At 43.2% G+C, this 22,446-nt stretch carries 15 protein-coding genes and 2 pseudogenes; 5 read left to right on the top strand and 12 right to left on the bottom strand.

The features are described from left to right. Positions 1-247: 247 nt before the first annotated feature. A pseudogene (locus F6K49_RS08035) lies at positions 248-451 on the bottom strand (AI-2E family transporter); the annotation flags it as partial. Positions 452-514: 63 nt separating this feature from the next. On the opposite strand from F6K49_RS08035, the gene F6K49_RS08030 reads away from it, so the two are divergent. Both F6K49_RS08030 and F6K49_RS08025 read left to right on the top strand, forming a co-directional pair. After that, positions 515-1,171 carry a hypothetical protein gene (locus F6K49_RS08030; RefSeq protein ID WP_293095676.1) on the top strand — a complete coding sequence of 219 codons (657 nt, stop codon included), beginning with the start codon at positions 515-517 and terminating at the stop codon, positions 1,169-1,171. Between the two features lie 150 nt (positions 1,172-1,321). Next, positions 1,322-1,690 carry a translation initiation factor gene (locus F6K49_RS08025; protein ID WP_293064616.1) on the top strand — a complete coding sequence of 123 codons (369 nt, stop codon included), beginning with the start codon at positions 1,322-1,324 and terminating at the stop codon, positions 1,688-1,690. 94 nt (positions 1,691-1,784) lie between these two features. On the opposite strand, the gene F6K49_RS08020 is transcribed toward F6K49_RS08025, so the two are convergent. The 3 genes from F6K49_RS08020 to F6K49_RS08010 all read right to left on the bottom strand — a co-directional run bounded on the left by F6K49_RS08020 (position 1,785) and on the right by F6K49_RS08010 (position 4,328). Continuing rightward, complete coding sequence (locus F6K49_RS08020; protein ID WP_075897741.1) at positions 1,785-2,291, bottom strand: hypothetical protein; 507 nt, start codon at positions 2,289-2,291, stop codon at positions 1,785-1,787. A gap of 185 nt (positions 2,292-2,476) precedes the next feature. Further along, positions 2,477-3,130 carry a nucleotidyltransferase family protein gene (locus F6K49_RS08015; RefSeq protein WP_293064613.1) on the bottom strand — a complete coding sequence of 218 codons (654 nt, stop codon included), beginning with the start codon at positions 3,128-3,130 and terminating at the stop codon, positions 2,477-2,479. Between the two features lie 40 nt (positions 3,131-3,170). Continuing rightward, a complete protein-coding gene (locus tag F6K49_RS08010; RefSeq protein WP_293064610.1) occupies positions 3,171-4,328 on the bottom strand; it encodes an XdhC/CoxI family protein in 1,158 nt (385 codons plus the stop codon). A gap of 351 nt (positions 4,329-4,679) precedes the next feature. Here F6K49_RS08010 and F6K49_RS08005 point away from each other — a divergent pair, with 351 nt between their 5' ends. After that, positions 4,680-5,444, top strand: a complete 765-nt coding sequence (locus F6K49_RS08005) for a hypothetical protein (protein ID WP_293064608.1) — start codon at positions 4,680-4,682, stop codon at positions 5,442-5,444. Between the two features lie 279 nt (positions 5,445-5,723). Further along, the gene (locus F6K49_RS08000) at positions 5,724-6,371 is read left to right on the top strand and encodes an NAD(P)/FAD-dependent oxidoreductase (protein WP_293064605.1); all 648 of its coding nucleotides are present in this window, start codon (positions 5,724-5,726) and stop codon (positions 6,369-6,371) included. A 408-nt stretch (positions 6,372-6,779) separates the two neighbouring features. Here F6K49_RS08000 and F6K49_RS07995 read toward each other — a convergent pair. The 8 genes and pseudogenes from F6K49_RS07995 to F6K49_RS07960 all read right to left on the bottom strand — a co-directional run bounded on the left by F6K49_RS07995 (position 6,780) and on the right by F6K49_RS07960 (position 18,941). Further along, positions 6,780-7,454: pseudogene (locus F6K49_RS07995) on the bottom strand (transaldolase family protein). A gap of 284 nt (positions 7,455-7,738) precedes the next feature. Then, positions 7,739-8,923, bottom strand: a complete 1,185-nt coding sequence (locus tag F6K49_RS07990) for a nuclear transport factor 2 family protein (RefSeq protein WP_293080371.1) — start codon at positions 8,921-8,923, stop codon at positions 7,739-7,741. A 455-nt stretch (positions 8,924-9,378) separates the two neighbouring features. Beyond that, a complete protein-coding gene (locus F6K49_RS07985) occupies positions 9,379-11,508 on the bottom strand; it encodes a xanthine dehydrogenase family protein molybdopterin-binding subunit (protein ID WP_293018774.1) in 2,130 nt (709 codons plus the stop codon). Beyond that, positions 11,505-12,500: a xanthine dehydrogenase family protein subunit M gene (locus F6K49_RS07980; RefSeq protein WP_293064598.1), complete on the bottom strand. Its 996-nt coding sequence runs from the start codon at positions 12,498-12,500 to the stop codon at positions 11,505-11,507. Before F6K49_RS07980 ends, F6K49_RS07985 begins: the two co-directional genes overlap by 4 nt. Beyond that, complete coding sequence (locus F6K49_RS07975; protein ID WP_075898750.1) at positions 12,497-13,066, bottom strand: 2Fe-2S iron-sulfur cluster-binding protein; 570 nt, start codon at positions 13,064-13,066, stop codon at positions 12,497-12,499. Before F6K49_RS07975 ends, F6K49_RS07980 begins: the two co-directional genes overlap by 4 nt. A gap of 464 nt (positions 13,067-13,530) precedes the next feature. Next, positions 13,531-15,144, bottom strand: a complete 1,614-nt coding sequence (locus F6K49_RS07970; protein ID WP_293095671.1) for an NAD(P)H-quinone oxidoreductase subunit 4 — start codon at positions 15,142-15,144, stop codon at positions 13,531-13,533. Between the two features lie 252 nt (positions 15,145-15,396). Next, a complete protein-coding gene (thrB, locus tag F6K49_RS07965; protein WP_293095669.1) occupies positions 15,397-16,383 on the bottom strand; it encodes a homoserine kinase in 987 nt (328 codons plus the stop codon). Between the two features lie 761 nt (positions 16,384-17,144). Continuing rightward, positions 17,145-18,941, bottom strand: coding sequence for a serine/threonine-protein kinase (locus tag F6K49_RS07960; RefSeq protein ID WP_293095667.1), 1,797 nt, complete (start codon positions 18,939-18,941; stop codon positions 17,145-17,147). A 192-nt stretch (positions 18,942-19,133) separates the two neighbouring features. On the opposite strand from F6K49_RS07960, the gene F6K49_RS07955 reads away from it, so the two are divergent. Further along, entirely contained in the window at positions 19,134-22,307 is a 3,174-nt protein-coding gene (locus tag F6K49_RS07955) for a WGR domain-containing protein (RefSeq protein WP_293095665.1), read from the top strand. The last annotated feature ends 139 nt before the right edge of the window (positions 22,308-22,446 follow it).

Genomic DNA, 22,446 nt, shown 5'->3' with positions numbered 1-22,446 from the left:
GGTGTGGTAAGCATTCAGCCGTCAGCCGTCAGCCGTCAGCCGTCAGCTTATTTTATTCAAAAGCACCTCAAGTAGCGTGGCCATAGGCCAATGGCTGATAGCTCAAAGCTGATAGCTCAAAGCTGATAGCTCAAAGCTGATAGCTCAAAGCTGATAGCTCAAAGCTAATTGCTGAAAGCTGATTGCTGAAAGCTAATTGCTGAAAGCTAATTGCTAATTGCTGATCTCTCAATGTATAGTGACCATACTATCCGTTGAAAGAAAGAGCATTTGAGGTATCTGGCTCAGAAGCTGCCGAGATAGTAGCAGCATTTTGTTCCGCCTCCAGTTTCGGCTTCAAGTACAAATTTTCTAGTACCAGAGCTGCACCAGCTACCCAAGGCGGAACAATCAAAGCACCAAGAATCCCCAAAACCTTTGCACCACCTAGCATGGCTTAGTTAAGCAATTCTCTGCCCAAATTCCTGGGGCACCCCGTACCTTTATCCACAAATCCCACGGTGGTTTCGACTCCGTGATTACTTCCCGGGAAGCATTTGAAGTAGCAACGCGCTTTTTCTTTGGGGATGTGCGATCGCGTTTACGTTTTGTCAACGGCCAAATCACTCGGGGTAAGGATTGGTTTGGCAAAAGTGAGTTCTTTCTGGGAGTATCCATTAAACCCCGTCTGCTGGATTTTGAACTGTTCCACCAGAGTGAGGCTGCGGAAAACTGCTATGGTCCGTTTATTAAAGAGGATTTGACCGACGAAAACCCAGCATTTGGTTGGGCTGATGGCAAAAATCTGATCTGGGAAGGCTACCTGAATACCATATCAATTCTAGAGGATGAGAGCATCCCAGCACAAGAGAAAGACATGGTCTTACGGCTGGACTTTTACGTCGGTGAGCGGGATTTGTTAGGTCTTGGTTTCTCTGACAATGTCATCTTCCGCAAACAATACTATATTCAGGTTCTGATTGCCAAGACACCTATAGAACTCTACCTCCATACCGATGAAAAATTTGCTCAGCCAGATTTTACCGTCAATCCCGCTGATAAGATGAAAGAAGTGGATGGTGCCTGGGAATTTCAAGTGCAAGACACTGGATTTGAAGGGACATTCCAGATCGAAATCGATTGTATTCCTGAACATGGACATCCAGAACCATTCCTTTCCGGGATAGGATAATGGGTAATGGGTAATTAGTAATGGGTAATTGGTAATGGGTAGTTGGTAATTGCTAGTTTATGATTACCGATTACCCTGACCCAAAAATCGAGCCACTATTTGGTAAGTGATTAACCGGACTTGTAAATAGATTGATACTAGATTGAACCAATGGCTTCATCAAAATCAAAACGTAATGCTTCTGACGCCAAAACCTCTGGCAATCGAATTGCCTACCAGGAATTTGGCACTAGCAATGACGCTGCAGTTGAACGAGGGATTCAGGAACTTCCCCCAAATCAACAAGATTTGCGGATACAGGCATCACGGAAAGGACGTAAGGGAAAAACCGTTACAGTAATTAGTGGATTTCAATCATCACCAGAAACCTTAACCAAGTTACTTAAACAGCTGAAAGGCCAATGTGGTAGTGGTGGTACAGTTAAAGATAATACTATTGAAATTCAAGGGAATCATACTGATAAACTAGTGCAAATAATGATTAAACTGGGCTACAAAGCTAAAGTTAGTGGGGGGTAATGGTAAACTAGATAAACCTGGATGTTTAAACACGGATAAACGGATAACCTAAGATTAGTTTATCCGTTTTAATTACTAATTTAAATTACTAGATTTAAATGACTAGTTTGGTAATCCTCAAAACATCGTGATCGGAACGAAGGTAGGGAACTGAGGTACTTCTGAATCCAGTAACAAAGGGTCGATGATACAACTTCCAATAAATGGGACTCAGGTCATGAGCGATCGCTTTTAGGGCTTTGAGTTCTTCTGCTAGTTCCGCTGCCAGTTCATTAATCCGTTCAGCGTGGTCATAAGCTTGTTGTGTGGCTTGTTCTATTTGGTCTTCTAGGGTTAGGGGTTGACTGATAGTAAGTGCTGGCTGTAACTGCTGCTGTTTTTGTTGCAACTGGGCTTCTAAGGCTGCGATCGCATTATCGATTCCTAGTATCTCTACCGATCGTTGGGCGTTTTCACTGGCTTGACGACGGTAGGCTTGAGCGATCGCTTCTGGGGACTGGTCTTCTAGGATGATTTCCTGGCGGGTTAGGGTATCACGTTCAGCACGTAGTGCGGCAATGCTCTGGCGAATTGCGTCAATTTCTGAGTGTATTTGCTCCATTTTTGCCTTTAGCTATGAGTTTTATACTCTTTTTATATTGAACAGTCAACAGCCTCATCCACAAGGGGATCGGGCTTGTAACTAACAGGACTTACGCCATAACTATACCAGTAAGGTGCGTTATTAACGCACTCTACTATAGGGTTTGTATTTGAGATGTAAACCTAGGAGGTCTTGTTTTTTTGTCAAATAAAACTCCGGAGCTCTTGCCCCTCTTGGTTTTTCTCTAACTTCTGGTAATCTCTTGGTGTATCAATGTCAATTACACCTAATGGAAAAGAAATACTAAATACTTCGTTGTAGTATTTGTTAATTATTTTTTTTGCCCCCACGGTCTCATCTAAGGTTGCTAGTTCAGAGAAAAATCTATGTTTAAACAAAACAGGTACACCTAATGTATCTGCATATTGGCAAGCAACGATGGGTTTTCCCGTAGCATGATAGGCTGCAACTAGATGATTAATAATTTCAGGAGAAATAAACGGCTGGTCACAAACAGTAATTACTGCTGCGTCTATGGTTTCATAACAACTTCCAAGGGATAGAATTCCGCTACGAATTGAGGAACCCATTCCCAAATTCCAATCTGGGTTTTCAACTACCGTTACAGAAGGTTGGTTAACTTCAGAATATATCTGTTGGGCATTTGCTCCTAAAACCACCACTACAGGCTTGCAGACTGAAGCCATTGCCTTCTCTATGGTATGGCGAAGTAAGCTGCATCCCTGATAGGGTAAGAGTTGTTTAGGTTTACCCATGCGGGTTGATGCACCTGCTGCTAGGATAATAATAGCAATATTTGATTCAGTTGGTTTTAGCTGTGAATGGGTTATTTTCATTTCATAATTCAAAGAATCAAGAGTCAAACTTCCACAAATTTTATAGTTTATCAATTGGGATTTCCTTGACTTGAGTTCGTTCGTGAATTGGTTCCATGCGGTGTTTTAAAAAGCCACCACCACGGTTTGCTAACACGGCTTGAATCTCAGCAATGATGGATAATGCGATCGCTTCTGGTGAATCTGCACCAATATCAATACCAACAGGAGTATATAACTTTTCTAGCTGTATGGGTGTACATGCTACTCCTGCTGCACGTAAATCTTGCAGTAACTTGGCAGTGCGTTGCTTTGAACCCAAACAACCCAGATAGCTGATTGCAGCAGGGATTAGCACTTTCAAAATTTCTAAATCATCGAGGTAGTTATGAGTCATTACCACAGCAATGGTGTCATCATCAATAGATATTTGCTTGTCTAAAATTTCCCTGCGGGTGAGAATCACCTGATCAGCCATGACAAAACGCTCTTGAGTTACCTCACTCCCTCGACAATCAACAATAGTGACTCGCCAACCTAAGGCTTTAGCAAACTCTGCTACAGGTAGACTATCACGACCTGCACCAAAAATTATTAGGTGTGGCGGGGGTTTAATAAACTCGATAAAAATATCTACTTTACCGACTGCTAATTGGTATTGATGGAAACTTGAATGTTGATTTTCCAGAGCAGCTTGAGCATCTTTGAGCAAAGCAGCAGTCAAATATTCGTCTTTAATATCAGTATTTACACGATTATTTGATTGCAGGATTAAACGCGCCCCAACCTGAACATTAACCTTACCTTCTACAGCAATAACAGTGGCAATAATACCTGGTTGCTGGTTGTGGAAACATTGATTAATAAAAGCTAAGGGATTAAGGGGATTACTTTGATTTAGAAGCTCAATCAAGACGTTTACCACACCGTTACAACCCAGGCCAAATCCCCAGATAATGTCTTCATCAGCAGTGGTATCATAAGTGACGACTATGGGTTTTCCGTCTGGCATTGAGACGCGAGTATGCTCAAATACATCATTTTCCAAGCAACCACCGCTAATGGTTCCTACCATTTTACCAGTTGATGTGATCAGCATCCGCGCACCAGGTTGGCGATAGGTAGAGCCTTGAACATTGACAACAGTAGCAAGAAATACTTGTTGATCGTTGTGTTGACTGTCTCCGAATGCTGCTAGAATAGAATTTAGATCTTTCATCTTGGCTGCTGGACACTCCTGTTATAGCCAAGCTTAACAATTTGGGCTCAATGATGTAAAGTAAAAATTTTTGTGGCTTTTGTGGAGATATTTGATGACGAGAATATTGTATTATCACCAGCAATCCAACTTTTCTATGAAAATTCGCATATTGTTAGCTGAAAAAAAATGTTATTCCGTACTTGTTATGCTAAATAAACACTTTGGCAAAGGGAGCAGGGAGCAGAGAGCAGGGGAAAGAATTCGTCTTCAGAAAATTTTGCTAGTTAAATAGCCTAATTTACCTTGTACCGTAAGCTTTATGAGTTTTTTAACTGTCGGTTTAGTATAAAATGTACTGAAGAACCATTAGTGACTGAAAAACCATTAGTGATAATTATGAGTATCAACGAATCAGTAAATAATTTAATTCCAGTTGTTAAATCGGCAATTACTATTAAAAATTTTATTGAGGGAGGAGAAGTAAAAAAAATGCTAAAGGTCTTTGGTGATATTCATACCGATGCAGCTTTGTATCAATTACAAAACATTAGTAAAATGAAACCTGAAGATAGAACCATTGTTGTGAAAATGGCTTTAAATGATTTAACTAAAGCACATTTAGCATATTATAGAGGACGATTCAAAATAAACGAACCTCTTAGCTGGTTCCAATATATTGTCTTTTTTAATTGTATTAATGATCAATACAAAGATTTTAGGGTTTGCTGTTTGATAGCAATTTTTCATGCTTACTTAAATGATGATATTACAATAGTACACCGAGCATTAGTTTGGGCGGCTTGTGCTATGAAAGATATTACTATTGAAGAAAATGGTCTTGGTAATTCGTATCTTATAGCTTCAAGATTACAACGAATTAGTTCAGTATTTGCCGGGTTAATTGGTAGACTATTTGGTTTTGTTATTATGATAAACCCTTTCTTTTATAGATATCTATTATTTGAGGCAAAAGAATTGGAAAAATCTGGAATAGTAGTGATGAGTGAAAATGATTTTTTAGAATTTAGTGAAAATTTAGGGTTTTCTAAGTCTTCTATGGAAGAACTGTTATTAAATTTAAAAAAAGAAATTTCCAGGGTTGCAGCTCTATTCCCCTGGGATTATACAGAATAAGCTAAAACCAAGACTCTCTCAGCGATCTAGCCATTATATCTCGTTGATAATACTTTCGTTTATTATGATTTAGTCTCATTAAGTCAAATACTAATTTATCCTTGATCGCTTCATTTATGTAAAAATATAATCAATTTTTATATTTTAAATTAAAAGAAAAATTTAGAGCTGAGGGGGTGACAATGAACCTTAAAACGCTTTATTGTAAGCTATTAATCTATAAATTCTGCCATTAGAGAAGCTTTAATTGGAGACGGCAAACCCCGCTATTTAGTAAGTATGTCTTGGCGTACTGTTATCAAATGTAACCAAGAATTACTGAATCCCGGTGAACTCGGGTTTGTGAAAGGTAATCAAGAATTTATGTACCTCCTAAATGTCGGTGATGGGCATATTTCCTGGCTATATCGTCAGTTATCACCGGATTATACCCTTTCCCAAGATGCGGCTGAGGTCAAATCTCGGCTTCTCAATCAATTAGCAGACTGGGGAGAATCATTGCGATCGCTTGTGGAAGCAACACCAGCAGAGCGAATTTTGGACGGACCAATTTGCGATCGCTTACCCCTCAAATCTTGGAGTCAAGGTAGAGTTACTTTGTTGGGTGATGCCGCTCACCCTATGGCTCCTGCTTTGGCACAGGGAGCAAATAGTACGTTTGAAGACGCATATGAACTAGCGTTGTGCTGTTCCCAAGCATCCAGCATTGAAGAAGCTCTGGCTCGCTACGAACAGCGTCGTATACCCCGTAGCCAACTGATGCAAACCCGTAGTGCTTTGGGTGAAATGCGTTACTACACAACGGACAGGGAGGCTGCTAATCAGCAAATGCAGGAGCAGTCACAGATGACTAGCGAAGAATATCAAAATTGGGTTTTTAACTATAAGCCTGAGGTTAAATTCGATTATAATTATTCTAGTCTCTAAAAACAGGAACTTTTATGATTATCAAAAATCCATTAAAACAAACACAATATAACTCCAGACTAGGATTGGAAGTCCTTCCAGGATGTAACTTGCTTAATCTGACAGATTCACAAAGACATCAATTAAAACAATCTCTATGGGAACATGGTGTTATTGTTGTCAAAAATTTTAAAATAATCTGAGTTTTGGTTAAGCCGATTAAAGTAAAAACCAGTCCAGATGAAGACTGGGCTTCTTTGATGGGTGACAATATGTAATCAATAAACATAATATATTTACAGCGGTTTGCAATTGGAACAGGTACAAATTATTTTGTTTTAGGTACTTCATAACTGCGATCAACTCTATATGTATGTTTATGTATGGTCTCTATATCTGCCTATTTTATTATCCAAAACTCAGGTCACATTAAGTTTCAAAAGCTAATTTATCACCAAAGACTTGTTGCCAATCAGTATTAAATTGTTCAACGGCCAAAGGTATAGCCGGATGTAAAACCATTTGTCCCACTATACCTACAGGCAAAGTAATCGCACCAACCCCTGCTTGTAATACCTCTAAAACTTGACGCGGATTTTTAAAACTAGCAGGTAATAAACAACAACTTAGCTGTTGTTGTTGGATAAGTTGTTGAAGTTGCTCCACAACTGTGACACCATTTCCCCCAAAAACATCAATTCGATTTACATAAGGAGCTAAATAATCTGCACCTGCTAATGCAGCTAAAAAACCTTGTTGAACTGTATAAATTGCCGTAGCTAATAGAGGTATCTGCTTCTGATGTAACTGTTTTATTGCCACCAGACCTATTTCCGTGGCGGGAATTTTAACCACAATATCATAGGGTAAAGCTGTTATTTTATCAGCTTCAACGATAATTTAATCTACAGATTGACTAATAACTTGAATGTGGAAACGTGCCTCATTCCCTAGTATAGTATTTACTTCTTTAAGTAGTTGATTAACACCTATGTTGGCTTGAGCCAGAATACTGGGGTTAGTTGTTATTCCTTTAATTGGTAAGCAAGAGTGAAAACGTGCTATTTGTTCAACATCGGCACTGTCTAAATATAGTTCTAACATTATTAATTCCTCTTTACTGAATAAAAATGCTCCGCAGCACAGTCATCTGAGCGTTAGGGTAAACTTTTTGATATTTAACACCAGATGATGCCAAAACTACATATAGCGTTTATTGCATTTATGAGGTACACTTTTCAACCTCAAAGTCCCCCTTTTTAAGGGGGATTTAGGGGGATCCCTTTGTACCTCATGGGAAAGAGAATTGCTATAGTTATGATTTGATAATAAAAGTGATTTGGGGCAGCAAATTGCGTCCGCTCTTGCTGAGCCAACCTCCAAGCAAATCATATAATTAGCCATAGCGCAAGTCCCCAGAAAGGAATAAATCGAAACCAGCCAATTCTGCTGTTAACTGCACCCAAAAGTAAAGCCTGAAAAAGGGAAAAAAGTACTAAATCTACACAGAAAGCTAATGTAAGTCGGTTCGTCATCAATTGCTCGCCAAAATAGTTCATTCTCTCGACCAAATCTCCAAACTCTGGTCGGCAAAGTACCCCCCAAAATAAGGCAATTATCCCCACTATCATTCCTGTCCAACCAAATACACGAGCTAATATTCCCTTGTTCGTTTCCTCCTTTACTGGAGGAATTGGTGTATTATAGCGCAGTGCCATATAAGGGGTAAGAACAGCATTGGTTCCGAACATCGCCAGACTCCAAATCAGAATCTTGGGGAGATGAGTTGTCCTTCTATCGACGAGGAGTAGAGGTAAAAACATGAAAATCCAAGCTTCGGCAAAGTTGAAGAGTGCTTCTAAGGTAGGATGAACCACTGGTGCTTCTAAATAATTAATGCCTACTCGGTTAAAAAGGGGTAAAATAAAGAAAAAATTCAGAGATTCATTTACTATTTCCTCTATAGTTTCTGGTTGAATAGCCCAAGCGGGTTCCCCTGGAATAAGTTGCCCTGGTGGAGATAGCAACAGAATGTAAATATAGGCGATCGCTATTAACCCAAATACTAGAGGAAGAAAGCGTTGACTTTTTGGAATCCCTTGGCCTAAGGGAGAGATTTCCATGGTACTTTTATCTTGCCGATCTTTCAGCAGTATCCGTATCAGCGGAGATACTAGTCGGATGATAAAGAATGCCGCCTTCCCTGGTTTTATGGGGGGTTCAACCAGATCACGGGCTAAAACTAACTTGCCAGTTACCTCAGAACAACGATAAAAGCTAACACCTCGTCCGTTGGGAAAGGGAATGCCGTCTAACTCAACGTGCCATAGTATTCCTACTGCCAGGGGATCGCCTGTGGTGATATCATCAATTACGAATTTTAACTCATCCGGGATACCTTGACAGGATTCTTCCAGAAGTTGTCTGACAGCTTCCTTTCCTTTGAATGGTTGGGAAAAGTTGAGATCCTCGTAAATACACTGGTCGTCTATCCACTCCATCGCAGCGTTAACATCCCTACGATTGATGGCTTCATAGATGGACTGGATGACATTATGGGCAGGTGTGGTCATGAGATTTGAAATTTTAGATTTTAGGTAAGGATTTAGTGGAAAACCTGCATGGCAGGGATTAACATAAGCACCTTTCCAATAATTAAGTGATCAGCAATTCTATGATCGCTCTCCGAAGACATACAAAGCATTGCCCTAGTTGTCGGCAATCTCTAGTGTTGATAGATAAATTCTAAAGATTATTGTCTAAATTTTACCGCAGTCTTGGCAATATTAGTCTTGTTACTAATACTAATTAATCTGAATATAAGACTAGTTTTGGTACCAGCTATGTTGGGAATATTGAGTTTAATTTTCTCCTATAAACTAGGCTGAATTCGGTAAAGATTTATCAGCAGCATTCCCAAAAAAGGTTTACCCGTGGTTGACTTATATGAAAATTAACATCATCACAACATAAACATCATCACATAACAGAAGAGGCGTTGAATGGAACGCCTCTTCTGTTATGTGTGTCACAACAACTTATCCGGTGTAATTGGTAAATCACGGATACGTTTACCTGTAGCATGGTAAATAGCATTAGCGATCGCAGCCGATACTCCTGTAATCCCAATTTCACCCAAACCCCGCACCCCTGCGGGATTAAAGTTATAGTCGGGTTCCCCTACAAATGTCACCTGAATCCGGGGAATATCTGCATGACTGGGATAATGATAGGTGGCCAGGTCGTAAACCACAGGATAGCCAATATTGGGGTCAAAATCACAGGCTTCCATCAAGGCGTGCCCAATACCCATAATTACACCACCCCGTATCTGAGACGCTGCAGTTTTGGCATTCATTACTCGCCCAATATTCATCACAGACACCCAACGGTTGACGCGCAAGCGGGCAATGTCTTCATCTACGCTGACTTCACAAAAATGTGCCCCCCAGGATTGGAATGCCCATTTCTTCCCCTCTTCACCGGCTGCAGAAGAGGCTGTCGCTTCAAACGCAGCTTGTCCCGACTGATGCAGGGTGGCAAAGGCTTCTTGGGCTGTTGCGGCATGAGCCGTCTTGAGAACTGCCTCACAAGCCGCCATCACTGCTGGTACAAGGGTTGCTGTCATTTGGGAACCACCCGCCATCCCACCATTTGGCAGTAAGGAGTCTCCCATCTCCACCCGTACCTGTTCGACGGCTAGCCCCAATACCTCGGCTGCTGTACCTGCAACAATGGTATATGCACCAGTACCCATGTCATTAGCACTAGTGAGGATATGGGCAGTACCATCGGCTAACAACCGTACTGTGACTGTGGCTGAACTCCGTAAAGCGGGGAAGGTTGATGCCGCCATGCCCCAACCAATTAGCTTACCATCACGGGTGAGGGAGCGCACCTGTTTTGGTCGATCTTGCCACCCAAATTGTTGCGCACCCAGCCGCAAACATTCTGCGAAATCCTTGGCAGAGAACGGTAAACCCTGGCGCTGGTGTTCCTTAGTTTCATTTTTTAACCGCAGTTCCACTGGGTCGATTTTTAACTCCCACGCCAATTCATCCATTGCTGATTCTAGTGCCCATAACCCCGGATTTTCCCCTGGGGCACGCATGAATGCGGGTGTCCCAACGTTCATGACCGCCAATTCCTGACGGGTTCGCAGATTGGGTGCAGCGTACATAACTGGTGTGATGCCTGTACAAGGTTCAGTAAAAATCTCAACTGGTGAGGTACAGGATTTAACCCCATGGTCTATGGCCATCAAGCTACCATCAGCATTTGCCCCTAAACGAATCGTTTGTTCCGTTTCAGACCGGTGTCCGGTGTTGGCGGTCATTTGCCGACGGCTGAGAACAACTTTCAGGGGACGTTGCAGTTGACGGGCTGCTGCTGCACCAAGAATGGCATGGGGCCAAGGGAAGGCTTTAGAACCAAAGGCTCCACCAATAAAAGGTGTGATAATACGGACTTTTTCTGGGGCAAGTCCAAACAGGTCTGCATAAGTACGCTGACTACCGATTACCCACTGGGATGGTTCGTAGACAGTCAGGGTGTCTGCATCTTGCCAGTGAGCAATGATAGCATGGGGTTCCATCGCTGCGTGTAGTTCAGTGGAAGTTGTGTATGTTGCTGTAATCTCGGCTCCTACACCTGCCATGGCACTGGCAAAGTACCCAGCAGCAACATTCCCCTTCTCAAAGGTCATCTGTTGCCCAAGCATGGGTGGAGCTTCGTTAAAGGTAGCTTTGCTGGTTTCTACAATTGGTTCTTGGGTGACGTATTCTACCTTAACTAAATGGGCAGCGTGACGTGCCCGTTCAAAGGTATCTGCGACTACCAAACCAATAATTTGCCCTGCGTAGTAAATTTGGTCATCTGATAAGGGTAGTCGTGCCTCGTAGATTTTCGAGGTTAAAAAATCGTTAGCTGGTTTAGATACAGTCGGCGGGTTTTTATGGGTGAAAACTGCAATTACCCCTGGTGCTGTTGCTGCTGCTTGGGTATCAATACTTTTAATCTGCCCATGAGCAATATTAGCAGTCACCAGATAACCATGAACTAAACCGGGAATTTGATGTTCAGCAGCGTAGGTTGCTGTCCCTGTAACCTTTGCTCGTCCATCCTTGCGGTTAATACTAGTACTAGTTACTTGATTCATGCTACTCCTCCTCCTTGAGCAGAAACCATGAGGGCGCGACGAATCGCCCGCTTTGCCAGTTTGACTTTATAACCGTTGTCAGTTAAAGGTTTCGCTAAGTCCAAGGCAATTTCTGCCGCCTCGGTAAATGTTGCTACATCCGCCGACTTACCAATCAAAAACTCTTCTGCTGCTGTTGCTCGCCAAGGCTTGTGTGCTACCCCACCCATTGCCAAGCGTGCAGCTTGGATTTGCTCCCCTTGCAAGTTTACCGCCGCCGCCACAGAAATTAAAGCAAAGGAATAGGAAGCGCGATCGCGTATTTTCAAATAAACCCCAGATTTCCCAAAGGATAAGGTCGGCAGAATCACAGCGGTAATTAACTCCCCTGGTTCTAAATTAGTGTCTTGCTCGGGTCTATTTCCCGGTAGACGGTGGAAATCTGTAAACGGTATCTGCCTTTGCCCTTGGGCACTTGCTACTTCCACCACCGCATCCAATGCAGCTAGGGCAACACACATATCTGACGGGTGTACTGCTACACACTGCTCGCTGGCACCAAGGATGGCATGAGTACGGTTAATTCCCGTGATTGCGGGGCAGCCTGTCCCTGGTTGCCGTTTATTACAAGGAAAGGCGGTATCGTAATAATAGGGACAACGGGTACGTTGCAGCAGGTTTCCCCCCACTGTAGCCATGTTGCGAATTTGCTGAGATGCGCCAGATATAATTGCCCTAGCTAACATGGGATAGTTGCGGCGAATATCACTATTGTCTGCCACTGCGGTATTACTAACTAGCGCTCCCAGACGCAGACTACCATCAGCCATCGGTTCAATGTTATGCATCTGTAACCGAGAGATATCAATCAGTTGCGATGGCTGATCTAAGAATACTTTCAGACGGTCAACTAAATTCGTTCCACCAGCAATAAACATGGAGTGTTGGTCAGCAACTGCCTGGTTCACGGCATCTGACAAGGAAGTGGCACGGGTATAGGTGAAGTTATTCATGATCCTTTGTTATTTCCATATTCACTGACCATCACCGCTGCCACAGGAGAAGGTGGTTTTTGTCCAATTACCTGCTGTACGGCTGCCACAATACCATTGTAAGCACTGCATCGGCAGAGATTCCCACTCAGTCGTTCCTTAATTTCCGCCTCGGAGAGTTCAGCTAGTTGTGGAGGACTATGCAAATCTGGTGTCACCGCGCTAACACAACCCCGTTTAACTTCCTCCACAAGAGCCACAGAAGCGCAAATTTGCCCTGGGGTACAATAGCCGCATTGGAAGCCATCATTGTCAATAAATGCCTCCTGCACCGGATGGAGAGTATCCCCTGTTGCCAAACCTTCAACGGTAACAATTTCCTTACCTTCTTGCATGACTGCCAAAGTGAGACAGGAATAAACTCGCTGACCATCAATTAAAACAGTACAGGCTCCACATTGTCCATGATCGCACCCCTTTTTACTCCCGACTAATCCCAAATATTCACGCAGAGCATCTAGGAGTGTTACACGGGGTTCAATGGTGAGGGTGTGCTGTTTACCATTTACGGTAAGAGTCACATTCATTTTGGCTTGGCTTCCTTGTACAGTAGTCTGACAGAGTCCCTACAGGAACGCAATTATATTATCATTACTTCCCCAATCTTGGATAAAAATCCCATAGCGGGACTTAAACAGAAATCAAGATATAAATCCAGTCTAATATCGCTACCTTTGGGCATTTTTGCGGGAATTTATTCAGGTGCGACCCGTGGCGAATTTAATTCTTAATGGTAAGAGCGCACCTACTAATTGCAAAAACGATGCAGCAATGGAAAAGGGAGTTTACCCCACTCGCGCTTTCCATCAAAACACAGAGATGCACCCGCTTTGTTGGGAGCATCTCATTTTGGCAAATATATCGTTTTATGTGGGCGGTAGAATCACCATGATACAGCTATTTGCGGTATGTTTCTTCCAAAGTGAGATGCTCCTACTTTGTTTGGGGCGTTCTTTTTGTTTAACTCCCGCTAATCGCAAACAGGAACTAATCAATACTGGGTAACCCCAAGAATAGGTTGAGCCTTAGTGTTAGCTAACTGTGGCGCTGTGAAGGTACCAGAGTATAGAGGTGATTCCTCTTGAACAATCACTGGTAAGGATTGGCGCATTTGAGCAGCAACCGCTACAGTTTTCACATCATAGGTTTGAGTGACTAGCTTCGGATAAAGACCGATGCCAATAATAGGGATTAACAGACAAGCCGTAATGAAAATTTCGCGAGGCTTGGCATCCCCTAGGTATTTCTCAATAATTATTCCATAGTTATTGTTACCGAAAAATACCTGTCTGAGCAGTGAAAGCAGATAAATCGGAGTTAGGATTAATCCCACTGCAGCTAAGAAAACGATGACGACTTTGAAAGATGAGCTGTAGACACTGCTAGTAGTGACTCCAAGAAAGACTGACAACTCACCCACAAAACCACTCATTCCTGGTAAGGCTAGGGATGCCATGGAACCAGCAGTGAAGAGGGCAAATGCTTTGGGCATTTCTTTCGCCATTCCTCCCATTTTTGCCATCGCTAGGGTATGAGTACGTTCGTAGGTGACACCAGATAGGAAGAATAAGGCAGCAGCGATTAACCCATGGGAAAGCATCTGTAAGATAGCTCCATTCATTCCTAATTCAGTGAACGAAGCAATGCCAATCAACACAAAACCCATGTGGGAAATTGATGAGTAAGCTAGTCGTCGTTTGAGATTGTCTTGGCTAAAAGCAAGCAAAGCACCGTAGATAATATTGACCACACCTAATACTGCTAGCACTGGTGCGAAGTAAGTATGGGCATGAGGAAGCATTTCTAGATTCATGCGCATCAGTCCATACCCACCCATTTTCAATAAGACCCCAGCTAATATCATCGAGACTGGAGCAGAAGCTTGGCTGTGTGCATCTGGTAACCAGGTATGTAGCGGAAAAATCGGCAACTTGACACCATAGGCAATTAAGAAACCCGCATAAGCTACTAGTTCCAAAGCTATCGGGTAATTCCGATTCCCTAGGGTTTGCATGTCAAAGGTGACTGTATCTCCAGCAAACGCCATCATTAGCGCGGCGACCAGGATAAAAACTGAACCTGCTGCTGTGTAAAGAATAAATTTGGTTGCGGCGTAGAAGCGTTGTTTTCCTCCCCATATAGAAATGAGCAAGTACACTGGCAGCAACTCTAATTCCCACATTAGGAAAAACAACACTAAATCTTGAGCTGCAAACACCCCGATCTGGGCGCTATACATGAACAGCATCAAGCAGTAAAACAGACGCGGTTTATGGTTAATCTTCCAAGCCGCAACAATAGCTAAGGTAGTGACTAAGCCACTTAACACAATCAGAGGCATCGATAAGCCATCGACTGCTACAGACCAACTAATGCCAAGCTGGGGTATCCACGTATAACTTTCCCTGAGCTGAAAATCGGAGTTTCGGAAATCGTAATGATGCCAAAACCCATAGATCATTAGGACAAAATCCAGAAGGGCTACACCTAGGGCATACCAACGAATCATCCTCAGCCACTTGCTGGGAATGATCGGAATCACCAGAGATGCCACTAGGGGCAGCAGAATTATCGTCGTTATCCAAGGGAAATTCGCGGGGACCATAGCTAAGAATAAATACCTATTGCCACATGATTTCAGTATATTAAGTAAAGTAAAGAATTGCAAAGGGTATTTGCCAAAAAAACACAAAAAAAAATTTCTGGTAACAATTGCTACCAAAAAAGTAAAGAATTATTAAAAATTTAGGGTAATGTGGGTCAAACCCAGAAGCATTATGCTATATGGAAGATTTTGGGTAATCAGCTAGCAATTACCAACTATAACCAGCAGGGGGTCATACCATCGGATGTGGTATTAGCTAATTAATTCCAGAGCAATCTTGGTGCCTTGGGAATCTAGAGAAAGCGATCGCACTTGAGCCTGAATCCCGGCATCGGTCCAAGCTACCGCCATTGCCTCCTGAACCGCTGGTGCTTTTGACTCACTCACCAAAGCCAACAAAGTAGGACCAGCCCCACTAATCACCATCCCATAAGCTCCAGCATCCAAAGCTGCCGCCTCCACAGCGTCATAACCAGGAATCAGCTTTTGGCGATAAGGCTGATGTATTCTGTCTTGCAAACCGACCCGTATCCAATCCCCCTTACCAGACTGCAAACCTCGCAACAACAACCCCAAACTGGCCACATTCAACACTGCATCAGCACGGCTGTAGCTATCAGGCAACACCTGCCGTGCCTCCTGTGTTGAAAGCTCGAAATCTGGAATTGCCACCACCGGCACCAGCTCAGAAGACCAAGCAACATCACAAACTACCCAATCCTGTTCTCTTGCTTCGTGTCCTTCGGGTCTTTGGGGTTTGCTCACCAAACCTCGACCGGTCAAACGACATCCCCCCAAAAGCGCTGGAACCACATTATCAGGATGCCCCTCAATTGCGATCGCTAACTCCATTACCTCCTGCTGAGAAAGAGGTTTACCCGCTAACTGATTTGCAGCAATCAATCCTCCAACAATCGCTGTGGCCGAACTCCCCAATCCTCGTGCCAGAGGCACCCCCAAATCAATCTCTAGGTGTACTGGAGGCGGAGTTTTGCCCAGACGATCATATAAAGTGGCAAAGGCTCGATAGACAAGATTACTCTCATCTCTACTAACCTTGTTGGCTTCCACACCAGTAACGTCAATTTTAAGCTTGACTGATCCAGAATTTACCGATTCCAGGCGAGTGACTTTAAACTGGTTATACACAGTTAAGGCTGCGCCTATGCAATCGAAACCTGGTCCTAGATTAGCGGTAGTACCGGGCACAATAACCCTGACCGTAGAAACAACAGACATTTGACAATATTCTGAACTAAATAATCTTGCCCTAAAAATTGCTCTCCTGTCTACCGGGTTTAGTATATTTATTTACAGTTGGTTGCACGTAAGTGATTTTCAATTGAATAAACGACACCCAGACAGAAGTGAGAACGATTAATTATCTATGGTAATCATGAATCAGTGTATTCTCAGCCTGTGAAAAATTCGATAAGTTCTGAGTGCAGACCGTGCTGATACAGCATGTTTGAAATCATCAAAGGCCGATCAGCTGCTAGGGGAGTTCTACATTAATAAAACCTGTTACTCCAAAGCCAAACTATTAAACACCTATAAAATTACAAAATTTTATAATATACCAAGTTTTGTTAATCACGAACTCAATATAGCGCTTTTCAATTGGGTGAGGTGCATTTGTTTAGGGAGCAGGGAGCAGGGAGCAGGGAGCAGGGAGCAGGGAACAGGGAACAGGGAACAGGGAACAGGGAACAGGGAACAGGGAATAGGCAAAAAATAATGTGTTCCTCATTAGTATGGAAAACGCTATATAGCTGAGCGCTTTTTGATAATGGGTAATAGGGAATAATAAATTACCTAATTAAATATCAAAAAATATAATAGCGGCTTGGGTGGTTAACTATTAATTGTTAAACATTGTTAAACGTTGTAGGTAAACCATAGACCCACAAATAAAAGGGAGTCGAGATCTATTATTTTGTTGCGGTCACAAAAAACTGAGTGCAGGCAGTAGCGCGATCGCTCGTCCAAATAAATACCTTCTAAGGCTTGATCAAATTTCTCTCTAATTTCCGATAGGTTTTGACTTGCCGCAGACGCTCTAATGGCGGATAGAGAATCATCACACCTAAGGGAACTGCTGTCACTAAAATGGCGATCAGTACCAACACATTTAAAAATCCCAGCTTTAAACCGATACCTAAACTAATGCCCAAGGCTACCGATAACACAGGCACTCCCAGGGCTAAGATTTTACTAAACCCACGCTTTCGGCAGCTTTGAGCGACTCCTTCCCCTTCAAAGGCTGCCATAAACACTACCGCATCCACTGCTGCAAAGGTAGCAATCGCGCTATCGGTAGCGCGAAACTTGGCACCAAATCCAGCTACCAACAGGGCTGCTACTCCAGCAAAAAACACTGCTGCTACGGTATCCATAGCCTTTAACGGAATACTAAACCTGGCTCTGAGTCTTGCTACCAGTTTCGAGACCATCCCAGATGTTACAGCCGCAGTCAATCCTAGCATTGCCACCAAGACTGAAACAAAAGTAGCGATCGCAATCCCGATTGTGCCACTGTTATTCACAATTCCCTCCCAAGCCGTAGTTTCTACCCAAGTAGCTGTAGTAGCTAAGCCAATCAGTAGCGCTAGGGATAGATAGGGAAGTTTTTTCGTGGCAATTGGTACCGGAGCAGTATGGATTTTCAGGGGTAAAACCTGAGTTGACTGTTCAGCATTAGTGTGAATTAATACCTCTCGCTCATAGGTTTGGTCTGCCATCAGCTTACTGGTATCTATCGTAATTTGGCACAACCCTTGATTCCCATTAACATCAGCTGTGTCCAATCGAATCCAGTCATGGAAGTAGGGAGTGTGGGGTGGGTCACTCACATGGGGAGCAATTTGCCAGCGGCTTTCTAAGGCTGTGTCTGGAACTGTGTTACAAATCGTAATAGTTTTTGTCAGTTTTTCCCCTAATTTTTTAGCTCTCAACTCTAGATACGATTGGGATAGTTTTGCCTCTGGAATCCGGATAACGTAGATTGGAGTGAGAGCTTCTAAAGCCGTTTCAGCATCAGGAAAACGGTCTTTAGGTTTAAGCTCTACCATCCTTTGCAGCCACTGCAGCCAACCCAAACTTACTTGAGGTAGACGATGCTGAAAATTGAGACAATAGTCTTCATCAATTAAAGTATTAATGGTAGTCGATCGAGTACCAGTCAGTAAACAAATCAAGGTCGCTCCTAACCCATATAAGTCTGACGCTTTACTTAGGGCTTTATCAAATAACTGTTCCGGAGCCATAAACCCGATAGTGCCTTTTGCTACACTACTCACAGCTAGTTCACTATCACCAATCCGAGCTAAGCCGAAGTCTACCAGGAAAACATTGATCGTCTCATCTACTAAGATATTTTCTGGTTTGATATCTCGATGAATGATCGGAGGAATCCGATGTTGTAGGTAAACCAGAATATTGAGTAACCCAACAGCGATTTGCTTAATCTCCTCCGGGTCAAAACTACGAGGTACAGCCAGGGAAGGAGCATGTTTGTATTCCTGTACCAGACAACAGCCCCTAGTGGTTTGGAATGACCCTAAGTAACGGGGGATACCGGGATGATTCAGTCCCCGCAACACTTGAATTTCCCCTTCTATGGTCTCATAGTCTGACCAGTTACTGTTGCGTTGAGCAAACTGAAACTGCTTGATCACTACCAATTCGTGATTGACCTGGTTTCGGGCTAGGTAGGTCACTCTCCCACCAGCGCGATTATGACCCAATTCCCTGATCACTTTGAAATCATGACTAGATAAGTCTGGAAAATTGCTCATTAATCTATCGGCTACATCAGAGTCAAGCTACGCAGCAATGGGCAAGTTTTAATCCTTTCGGTTAGGCTGGGCTTACCTTGCTTTTATTTACGATAGCTTTAGGATTGGGGAACGGGAGCGACTAGATAATTTTTTTAATATCGTGGTAATGACAGGCGTTTCTACTTCTAACTGGGTTTTCCCTGATGTCTTATGAAACTGATCAAACGCACTACGCTCCATTATCAAGCTGATAACTCAGATAAAATCTACGAAGTCGATCTGTGTGATCTCGGTAACGATCAGTATATCGTTAACTTCCGCTATGGACGCCGTGGCAAGACCTTGAAAGAAAGTTCAAAAACTGCTCAGCCGGTAGCTTTGGCTAAAGCACAACAAGTGTTTGATCAGTTAGTGGGCTCAAAACTCAAGAAAGGCTATCAAGATGTAACTGAAGCATCAAGTAGTCAGACTCAAGAAGAGGTTAATGACTTAAATAGCAGTAACTTAACTACTAGTAACGTAGTTACCAAGGACCCACGCCATCAAGCCATTCTCAACGCGATTGCAAATCCAGATACTAGTAAAGGCTCTAGTAAATGGTCCCAAACCCGAGCGATCTGGCGGGCTGGAGAATTGAAAATTCGTGAAGCTACGCCCTTAATTATCCCTCTGATTGGGACTGATCAACCCTTAAAAGACTACTGCATTGCTTGGGCTTTGGGATGGTGTGGTGATGAGCATGTAATTCCTCAGCTCCAACGCTTGTATGAAACCCCTTCAACTCCAGACTTTGTCAAGGGGATTGCTTGGGAAGCCTGGATGAAACTCTGTGATCCATCAACTCAAGAACGGTTGCGCTCTCAACAGATAGAGCAATTGCCTGCCGAATTGCAATCCCATATCCAAACCGATAATCCTGCTGACTTCTCTAATGCCCTACTGACCTATCTAGACAGTAACGACTATACTCGTTTTGGTGTCCTCGATACCCTATATCAAATTAATAATGCTCAAGTGCGTCCAGCACTACTAAACCTATTACGCACTGCTCCCCTACGCCCCAACTACTTCAAAGCCATTCGCCACATATTCAAGATTGCCGAATATCGGCAAGATGCGGAAGTATTTGGCATTATCGCCTACCGCCTAGACACCGAGCCACCAATGTTTCGTCAGTCTTATTGGCATAAGTATTACTGGGACAGAAATAGTCGCAAATATATTCCCCGTTCCCATTACCTCGGTAGTCCTGATGCTAAACGCGCTTACAGCAACGTAACTCGTGACTATCTACGGCGGCGGGTATGGCGGACTCTCAGGAAATTGGGTGAAGAATGCGATTGCAATTACATCAATCTAGCCCTAGAAGTATTACTGCAATATTCTGATTCTGATGGGGTGCCCGCCAGAACATCAACCTTCTATCGCTGGAACTACTCAAACTGGAGTCGCACCAGCTACACTCGCAACTGGGACAGCTATGCTGGTTACTTAACCTTTAACCATATTCTCTATACCAATAGTCCCCGTTACCAATTAATGCCCAACAGCCAGGCATGGCGTTGTCGAGACAACTACAAACCCGGTGATCCAGAGCCAGATGTGCGAGAAGAAGCCTTTCCTAAACTTTGGGAGCAACATCCAGAGGCACTGCTACAGTTACTATTAGAAAGCCACTGTCATCAAGTTCATCAGTTTGCGGCCAAAGCCTTGAAGGTATGTCAGTCATTCTGTCATCAAATCGATACAGAGACTGTAATCAGACTAGTTAACAAACCCTACCAAGTAACCGCTCAACTAGGCTTTGAACTAGGAACACAAAAATATAATTCCGATAATCCTGACAATCCTAACCTAGACTTATTACTTGCCTTAGCCAACTGCCAGTTTCCAGCAGCTCGTACTCAAGCCCATCAGTGGATACAAGCAATACCAACTCACTTGATCACCACCAGCCAGCTGATCATCCCTTTAGTGATCAGTCAACATTCCGATACCCGTACTTTTGCCCGTCAGTTACTGACTCAATCAATAGTAAGTGAAGCAACAGCCAAAGTATTAATCGGGCAAGTTATTGCAACAGTACTCGCACTAGAACCAACTCAAACCGATATCGCCAAAGACACTGCTCAAACCCTGCTTCTAGGTTTTACCCCCCAACTCAGGACATTGGGTATGGGAGTAGTACTAGATCTGCTCCAACACCCCATGCCAGAAATCCAGGAATTGGGAGCAAGAATCCTATTCAATCACGAAACTCCTGCCGCTGACTTACCACCCAAATTAATTGAATCACTCCTCAACGCTCCCCATCAGTCAGTGCAAGGGATTGGAGTTCAGATTTTCGGTCAACTTCCCGATCAACGCTTGCTACAAGACTACGACTTAGTATTAGCGATCGCAACCAATCAACAAGCACACTTGCGTCAAGGTATTCGTCCAGTAATTGAGCGCTTAGGACAATTATATCCAGAATTTGTCACTCAGCTAGCCACAGAAATCATTACCCTATTGCAGCTACCAGAAAGACATGAAGGTGTTCACCAAGATTTAGTCCAACTGCTACGAGAAGACTTACCCAGCTGGATGACTAGCATTACCAAAGACAACGCGATGGAACTTCTCCAAGCCAAATCATCAGCCGCTCAAGAATTAGTAGGATTAGTACTCCAAGCTAACTATACCACTTGGGGATTAGAATTAGAAACTCCTGACATTGTCAAACTAGCCAATCATGAAATTCTATCCGTCCGTCAAGCCGCTTGGGCAATGATTGAGCAAAGGCTCAACCGTATCCGTAGCAATTCTCAAGACATGTTAGCCGCAGTGCGATTACTAGAAGCAAAATGGCAGGATTCCCGAGAATTTGCTACCAAACTCTTTAGCCAACAAATTACCGAACAAGACTGGACACCTGAAGTTATGGTCAGTATTTGTGACAGTACTCGGGATGATGTTCGTCAATTTGGGCGGGATTTAGTTATACGTACCTTTCAGCAGAGTTATGGTCAAGATTATCTCCTAAAATTTAGTGAACATCCCAGTCAAGACATCCAGCTATTTGCCACTAACTATCTAGAACAGTATGCCGTAGATAATCCCGACCGTTTGCAATACTTAATTCCCTACTTTATCAGTATTTTGTCTCGGGTTAATCGCGGACGAATTGCTAAACAGCGCGTGTTTGCATTTCTAGAAGCTGAAGCAAAAAAAAACCAAGCAGCTGCTAAAATAGTAGCAGAAATATTAACACGACAATCCATCACAATGGCTATTGGTGATAAAGCCCGTTCAATTCAGATCATGCTTAAAATTCACCAAAACTATCCTACTATTCCTCTTCCCATTCAGGTTAAACCAGTATCCGAAGTCAGAGGAGTGTAGGAATTTATCAATTGTGGATTGTCGGGAATAGGGAGTAGGGAGTAGGGAGTAGGGAGTAGGGAGTAGGGAGTAGGGAGTAGGGAGTAGGGAGTAGGGAGTAGGGAGTAGGAGGTGGGAGGAGCGTCGGGGAGGGAAAGAG

The organism is Moorena sp. SIO3I6 (assembly GCF_010672095.1).
Note: the sequence above shows the minus strand (reverse complement) of the source record. Positions and strands in the feature narration are given on the sequence as shown.